Origin of the sequence: Amycolatopsis sp. NPDC021455, assembly GCF_040640995.1 — a bacterium.
Classification (GTDB): Bacteria; Actinomycetota; Actinomycetes; order Mycobacteriales; family Pseudonocardiaceae; genus Amycolatopsis.
Genome location: NZ_JBFACT010000143.1, coordinates 1 through 6,760, shown reverse-complemented (window position 1 = coordinate 6,760; position 6,760 = coordinate 1). Strand labels below are relative to the sequence as shown.

Annotated in this window: 5 protein-coding genes; 1 reads left to right on the top strand and 4 read right to left on the bottom strand. The window is 66.9% G+C overall.

Going from position 1 to position 6,760, the window contains the following annotated elements; all coding sequences use genetic code 11:
* Window positions 1-84: 84 nt before the first annotated feature.
* A complete protein-coding gene (locus tag AB0G28_RS48915) occupies window positions 85-357 on the top strand; it encodes an SAM-dependent methyltransferase (RefSeq protein WP_361106445.1) in 273 nt (90 codons plus the stop codon).
* A gap of 131 nt (window positions 358-488) precedes the next feature.
* Here AB0G28_RS48915 and AB0G28_RS48910 read toward each other — a convergent pair whose 3' ends face one another.
* The 4 genes from AB0G28_RS48910 to AB0G28_RS48895 all read right to left on the bottom strand — a co-directional run bounded on the left by AB0G28_RS48910 (window position 489) and on the right by AB0G28_RS48895 (window position 6,491).
* Window positions 489-875, bottom strand: coding sequence for a hypothetical protein (locus AB0G28_RS48910; RefSeq protein WP_361106442.1), 387 nt, complete (start codon window positions 873-875; stop codon window positions 489-491).
* A 253-nt stretch (window positions 876-1,128) separates the two neighbouring features.
* Window positions 1,129-2,175, bottom strand: coding sequence for a heparin lyase I family protein (locus AB0G28_RS48905; protein ID WP_361106439.1), 1,047 nt, complete (start codon window positions 2,173-2,175; stop codon window positions 1,129-1,131).
* A 93-nt stretch (window positions 2,176-2,268) separates the two neighbouring features.
* Complete coding sequence (locus AB0G28_RS48900) at window positions 2,269-4,839, bottom strand: LuxR C-terminal-related transcriptional regulator (RefSeq protein WP_361106436.1); 2,571 nt, start codon at window positions 4,837-4,839, stop codon at window positions 2,269-2,271.
* A gap of 962 nt (window positions 4,840-5,801) precedes the next feature.
* Window positions 5,802-6,491, bottom strand: coding sequence for a fibronectin type III domain-containing protein (locus AB0G28_RS48895; RefSeq protein ID WP_361106433.1), 690 nt, complete (start codon window positions 6,489-6,491; stop codon window positions 5,802-5,804).
* Window positions 6,492-6,760 lie beyond the last annotated feature (269 nt).

Below are 6,760 nucleotides of genomic sequence, written 5' to 3'. Positions count from 1 at the left end.
CGCCATGACTCACCTCCACCGGCCAGCCTCGCGATCACCAGCCCGGATGTCCACGCGACACGGTTACCGCGTCAACGTTCCTTGATGAGGCACTACCTCGCGATCTCCCACCTGGTCAGCGACCAGGACAGCGACCGGATCAACAGCGCGGTAGGCACGTTCAACCTGGCCAGGGGCCACGACCAGGCGACCACTCGCACCTACCGCGAAGTCGAAAAGATGTTCGGTGACTTCGAGCTGATCGACCCGGGCCTGGTCGGCTGCGCGCTGTGGCGACCGGGCCCGGGCGACATCTCGGACGACCCGTACACCAACACACAGCTCTACGGCGGAGTGGCCCGGAAGGTCGCCGGCTGACCGCATTCACGCCGCCGTGACAGGTGCCGGCGACTCCCGGGATGGGCGAACGATCGGCGAGCGCAGTAGGGGCCGCCCAGAGGCGGGCGGCCCCTACTGAAACTGGATGGTTCAGCGCTCTACCGGGGGCGTCATCCCATCGATTCGACGCCGGTGTCGAGCAGTGTCGCTCCGAAAACGGCACAGTTTCCGGTGATGTAGTACAGGCCGACCGGGTGCCACCCGCTGTAGTACGTCTGATTGTTGGAACACTTGATCCACACGCGGACGGCTCCCGAAAAGACCCGGCAGTCCCACGTGACGAGGTACCTGCTGCGGAAGTTGACGCTGCAGATGTAACTGGCTTGGATTTTCGCTGACGCGGTAGCATTTTCCTGCCGGACGACTGTGCTCACTGCTTGCGCGGGAGTCTGGGCCGCCGACGCCGCAGCCGGAGTGGCCGCCATCGATCCCGCAAAGAGTCCTAGCCCGAGCGCGAACACGCCAATTCTCGTCATGATTGCTTTCCGGATATTCACTACGCTCCCCTTCGTATTTCATGTACTTCCGAAATTGTGTCGCTGTATTGGACCGTGGCGGTGATGAGCGGCCGAGCCGACCAGGCAGTGGAACACCGCCGTGCGGAGGATGGTGTCCGGGTCGTGCCTGATACCGCGGCGGGCAGGGGCGCGGCAGCGGTGGCTGTCCCGGTGGTACCCGCGAGTGTCGGTGCCGCGAGGACCACAGCCAAGGCGTGGTGAGTACGCTGCCGGTGCGTCCGACGATGATCGGCTAGCCCAGGGCGGTGACGTCCCGCGCTGGATGGAACTCCGGTGTGGCGTGGGTGTCGGGTGGGCCGGGGTTGATCGTCGTGGTGCCGTTCCATTCGTAGCCGAAGGTTGCCGGGACCGGGTCGCAGTGGATGCCGACCGGCACGAGATTGGGGCAGGAACCGGTGTTGTCGGCGACGCGGATCTGGTCGTGGCAGTAGTCGCGGGAGGTGTTTCCCTGGTTGAGCGCGTCCTGCTGGAACGCGGGGTAGAGCAGCCACCAGGAGTAGACGCCGAGCTTGGTGAACGCGCCGTGTGAGGTGCTGCTCGCGTCGGGGTAGGTGTTGGACACCTTCTTGTTGAACATCAGGGTGCCGTTTTCCCAGATGCGCAGCCAGCCGGTGCCGTCGGTGTTGAACTTGACGTCGAGGACGAAGTTGGTCCACTGGCCGAGGTGGACCGGGCCGAGCGGGATGCTTTCGCGGTCGGGGTTGTATCCGTTGGCTGGATTGCTCGATCCTCGGACGCTGAATCCCCATTTGACGCCGTCCGTCCCCAGTGTCATCGGTGGGCCGTCCAGCGCCGGCGTGGTGGTGTTGTGGATTTGGAATACGACATCGGTGACCCTTGTGCCACGGCTGGGGTCGATCGGGTTGGGTTTGAGGGTGGGAGCAGGCCGGACGTTGAACGTGTACCAGTACTCGTTGCCGACCTTGATGTTGGAGCCGCCGTGGCCGAGGATCTGGACTTCACCGCGGTCGGAATGGGTGTCGTGTTGACCGGCCACGCCGACACCGATGCACATCGACTGTGCCCCGCCGACCGCGGCTTGTTTGCTGATCGTCGGGGTGTAGGGGCTGCCTCCCAGCAGGGCCAGCTGGCCGCCTTCCGCGTCGGTGTAGACCGGATTGAACGTCATGGTGTCGATGCCCTCGAAGTCGTACGCGCTGATCACCGACCCGGCGGCGCTCGCGGTTCCACCAGGGCCGAGAGACAGGACCACGGCGAGACACAGCGAGAACAACGTCGGGGTTCGTGACAACGACACTCTGGTGGAACGGATCGCCATCGTCATTTCCCCTCGTGAGTTCGGTGGCGGGAGGAATGGTTTCATTGTCGCAGGACGGCAAGCCTCTGCGACTGCCCAACTTTGGACTCCCGGCTACCTATCTTGCGCGGTGAGGATGCCCAGCCGGTGAGCCGCCTCGATCGCCTTTTCCCGTGAGTGGACCGTCAGTTTCGCCATGACGGCTGCGACGTGGTGGTCGACGGTGCGCACGGACAGGCACAACTGCCGGGCGATCTCGGCGTTGCTGACCCCGGTGGCCAGGTGGGCCAGGACCTCCATCTGCCGTTCGGTGAGCCGGGCGGGGTTGGCCGCGGTGGCCGCGCGTGGCCCGCGGGGTACCCGTCGACCCTGTTCACGCAGCCGTCGGCGTAGCTGTGTCGCCGCGGGGATCGCGCTGAGCCGGTCGAAGATCGCCAGTGCCTGCCGGTGCGCGGCGTCGTGGTCACCGCAGGCGAGAGCTTCGGCCTGCTCGTAGGGGCGGCCGCGTCGCTCCCACTCATTCGCCGCGTCGTTCCAGCGACCGGCGAGCAACAGGCGGTACGGTTCGGCGATCCAGTCCGGCACGGCCGGTTCGCGGCCGGCGCGGTGGAGCCACCAGGCCAGTTCGCCGGCGAACCAGGGATGCCGGGTTCGCAGCGCCAATTCGAAACCTCGGGTGGCCTCGGTAATCGCACGCTCGGGTTGCCCGCACAGCCAGGCGTGTTCGATACGGGCCGCCACGACAGGCGCGACCCGTTGCGGCTCCCCCATATCCGACACAAGGCGGGCGGCCTCCCTCAGCGTGTCGGCGGCGTCGGCCTGCCCACGGCGGGATTGCAGGCGGCCCAGCGTCATCAGCGCGGGCGCCACACTGATCGACCTCCGTGCGGACCGACCGAGCGCATCTCGTGCGTCGTCTTCGGCACCGGTCCAGTCCCCAAAGTTGAGGCGCCACCAGGCGCGATGCCCCACCAGGTACAGCTCGTACGCGTGCAGGTCATGCCGTCGCGCGAACGCCCAGGCCCGTTCCCAGTCCCGGAGGGCCCGGGTGACCTCACCGAGTTGCATGGTGGTGATGGCGAGGTTGGTCAGGGCCCGGGCCGCATGATGCGGGAAGTTCATGCGCACGGCGATGTCCACCGCCCGCTCCAGTTCGACCCGTCCGGCCGGGTCCCCCAACCCCTGCCGCGCGGATCCGACGCTGGTCAGCGCATGGGCCAACGTCTCCTCGTCACCCACCTGCTCGGCGACCCCGATCGCCCGGGTCGACCAGTCGATCGCCGATGGCAGCTCGTGGGCCAGTACGTCCAGCTGGGCCTGGGTGCTGTAGGCCATCGCCAATTCCTTGCTGGCCCCACCGGGTTCCAGCTCGGTGATCGCGCGTCTGGCGGCATCCTCCGCCTCCTCGCGGCGGCCGGCCCACCAGTGCAGCCGCGACAACCAGCGCAGGTCCTCCCCGGCCCGGGAAACCTCTCCGGCAGCGCAGCGTAGCCGCAGCGCTGTCACCCGCATGCCGCACGCTTCGTCGACGTTCCCGACCAGATAGGCATTGAGCGAACAGTGCTCCAGCAGCTCCGCGCGTTGCGAGGCCGGTACCCGGTCGGCATACCGCAGAGCAGTCCCATAGTGGTCGAGCGCTCTCTGGTACGCACCGGACGACTCAGCCGCGACGGCGGCTTGCCGGGCGTACCGCAGCGCAGCTGCTCCGTCCCCGGCCTGCTCCGCGTGGTACGCCAACTGTGCCGCGTCCACTCCGGGCTCTTCGGACAGCGCCCGCAGGGCCAGCCGCTGTACCTGGCGGTACCGTAACACCGACAGCGACCGCTCCACCGCTTGGCGAAACAGCTCATGCCGGAATCTGACCGCCTCACCGTCCGGCACCACCAAACCACCGACGAAACATGCCTCCACCGCAGTCACCGTAGGTCGCAACGCCCGTGTCAACGTTCCCAGCGCGGTGCGAGTGGGGATCACCGACACGAACCGGACGACCCGCCGAGCCGCCGGAGGCAACCCGGCCAACCGGGCCAGGACCACGTCGCGGACCGCCGCCGGAACGCCGGGTTGTTCAGCTGCCAGAACCTCCTTCACCAGCAACGGGTTTCCGTCCGTGACCGCGTGCACACCGGTATCGGTCCGGCCGGACAGACGCGCCAGTTCAGCCACCGCCTGTTCCGACAACGGCTCCGGCCGCAGCCTCGACACCCGCTCGGAGGGCAGGCTACCCAGTACACCGTGCAGCGGATGACTCGCGGCCAACTCGTCATCCCGGTAGGTCAGTACGAGCAGCAGCGGCAGGCACTCCATGCGACGCCCCATCATGATCAGTACATCCGTCGTCACCTCGTCCGCCCACTGCGCATCTTCCACCACCAGCACCTGTTGCCCATCGTGCCGGAACAACGCGCATTGCAACGCCGCGAAGGTTTCCTCACGCCCTGTCTCCGTGGCGAACGGGTCGACCTGCCGGACGATGTCACGCAATGGTCCCGAAACCCGTGGTGTGCGTACTGGGTCACACAGTCCTATCAGGACGCGGGCGTTCTCGTGATGCCGCCGGAGAAACCCCCGCACCAGTGCCGACTTGCCGATACCGGCCTCACCGGCCACCAACACGACACGACCACCCGGCCCGGTGGCAGCCAGCGTCCGGTCCATCGCGGCCAACAGCGCCGACCGCTCCAACAACCGTGGTGACACACCATGATCGAACCGAGCGCAAGGTGGAGACGGCGACATGGTTCCAAAGTGACAAGACAATGCCGTGTATGTCTTCGTCACTCGACGAAGATCTACCCGACGAGGTTTGTCATTTTGTGCAAGGTCTACGCAACTCCTGATCGTGGAAGTGCACCTGATGACCGACATGATGTACGGCGTGGAGAACGCTGTTGGCGCTCGAGGGCGAGATCACCGATCGCCTCACGCACTCGTCGAGCGTGGCTTGCGGTTCGGGCTGACCGCCGCGTCGGCGGCCTTGACCTCATCTGCGTGGCGACGCCGCCGAGTCCTGGTGTCTCCGTTCCATCACGTTTTCAGGCGCTTTGCTACGGTATTTCTGCGGCTTTCGGTGGCCTCGTTCCCCGGATGCGTTGGTGGTTGTGTGCCGGGTCGATGGCCGCGAGAATACTGTGCAGTGGTCGGCTGACGAGCGGAGGTCATCGTGAGGAATGTACGCCGGTTCGTGACCGCGATGGCGTGTGCGCTGAGCCTGGGGGTCGTGATGGTTCCCTCCGGTATCGAAGGTTCCGGACGAACGGTAGCCGGCATCCAGGGCTCCGGACTGACTGTGATGGCACTTCCGGCCGGACGCTGAGACCCGGGTCGGCCTCGAACGAACGGGCCCGCTTGGTCACAGCTTGCCGATCTGCGTTACGAGGCGGCGCGGCAAGCCGTGACCGGTCGGTGCTCAGGCACATCTTCGCGGCTGTGAGGACGGCTACTGTGTCGGGACGTGACCGCGTGTGTGTCCGTCAAAACGGGTCACCCGCAGCTCGGGGTCCACGGGCTGCGGGTGCGGCATCCCTGCACCGGAATCTTCCGGGACGCGGGCGACGCCTGCGCGCCGGACGGTTCCGTGCCGGCGCGGTGGGCGTAGAGGTCGGGCGCTGAAGGTCGCAGCGCCAATGCCCGGCGGTCGTCGCTGTTCAGCTTGACGGGATCGTGAGCGTCACAGGCGCGCTCGGATCGGAGAGGTAGTTGTCGGTGCCGATGGCCTGAACGGTGAAGGTGTAGGTGTGTCCCGCCTTGACCCCCTCGGAGGCGACGAGTTCCCGCACGGTCACGCTGGTCTTCGACGTGGCCCACGCCCAGGTGCCGTTGGCGAAGAGCTGGTAGGAGACGTGGCCGTCGAAAACCGAGGCGTCCCAGGCGATGCCGGTGAGGACGCCGCCGGTGAACACGCCGCGCACGTTGGCCGGCGCCGTGGGCGGCGGCCCGGTGCGCGCCAGCGTCGTGAACTGGGCCGACGCGGACGCCGAGGCGTTGCCGGAGAAGTCGACCGCGCGCACCGACACGGTGTACGTCTGGCCGGCCGTCAGGCCGCCGAACTCCACCGTCGGGTCCGACACGATCTGCGTGTATGGCCCGGTCGTCTGGTTGATCGTGACCTCGTAGTAAAGCGAGCCCGAGTTGTCGGTCGAGGCGTTCCAGGTCACTGTCGCGTAGGTGAACGACACAGTGGACGCGGTGAGTCCGGTCGGCACGGTCGGCGGCGTCGTGTCGGCCGCCGCCCGCGCCGGACCGGCGCCGAGCAGGGTCACGGACGCCGCGACCGCCACCACGGCCGCGCCAAGCCCGCGCCAGACGCGCGGCAGGTTTTTCGAGAGGCGATTCATTTCGGTTGGATCTCCCATCTGGCTCCCGATCGAATGACCACCCGCACCGTCCCACCCGCCCCTGAAACACGGCTGATGCGGCCCTGAAAGAGCCCGCCGCCGCAGAGGGGTGTGCCACGACCTCCAGGCAGCACACCACACGCGGGCTTACAAAGCGAGCCACACTGAGACCATCTAGTGCCGCATCAAGCAACGTTGGGTAGGTAATCCGGTCGGCGGATCTTGGAGTTGACGGCGAAGTGACGCTTCGGGTGGCAGTGGCGGTTGCG

Bases quoted from the DNA above. Each gene is read 5' to 3' on its own strand.
- AB0G28_RS48915 (WP_361106445.1), top strand. From the start codon at position 85: ATGAGGCACTACCTCGCGATCTCCCACCTGGTCAGCGACCAGGACAGC.
- AB0G28_RS48905 (WP_361106439.1), bottom strand. From the start codon at position 2,175: ATGGCGATCCGTTCCACCAGAGTGTCGTTGTCACGAACCCCGACGTTG.
- AB0G28_RS48895 (WP_361106433.1), bottom strand. From the start codon at position 6,491: ATGAATCGCCTCTCGAAAAACCTGCCGCGCGTCTGGCGCGGGCTTGGC.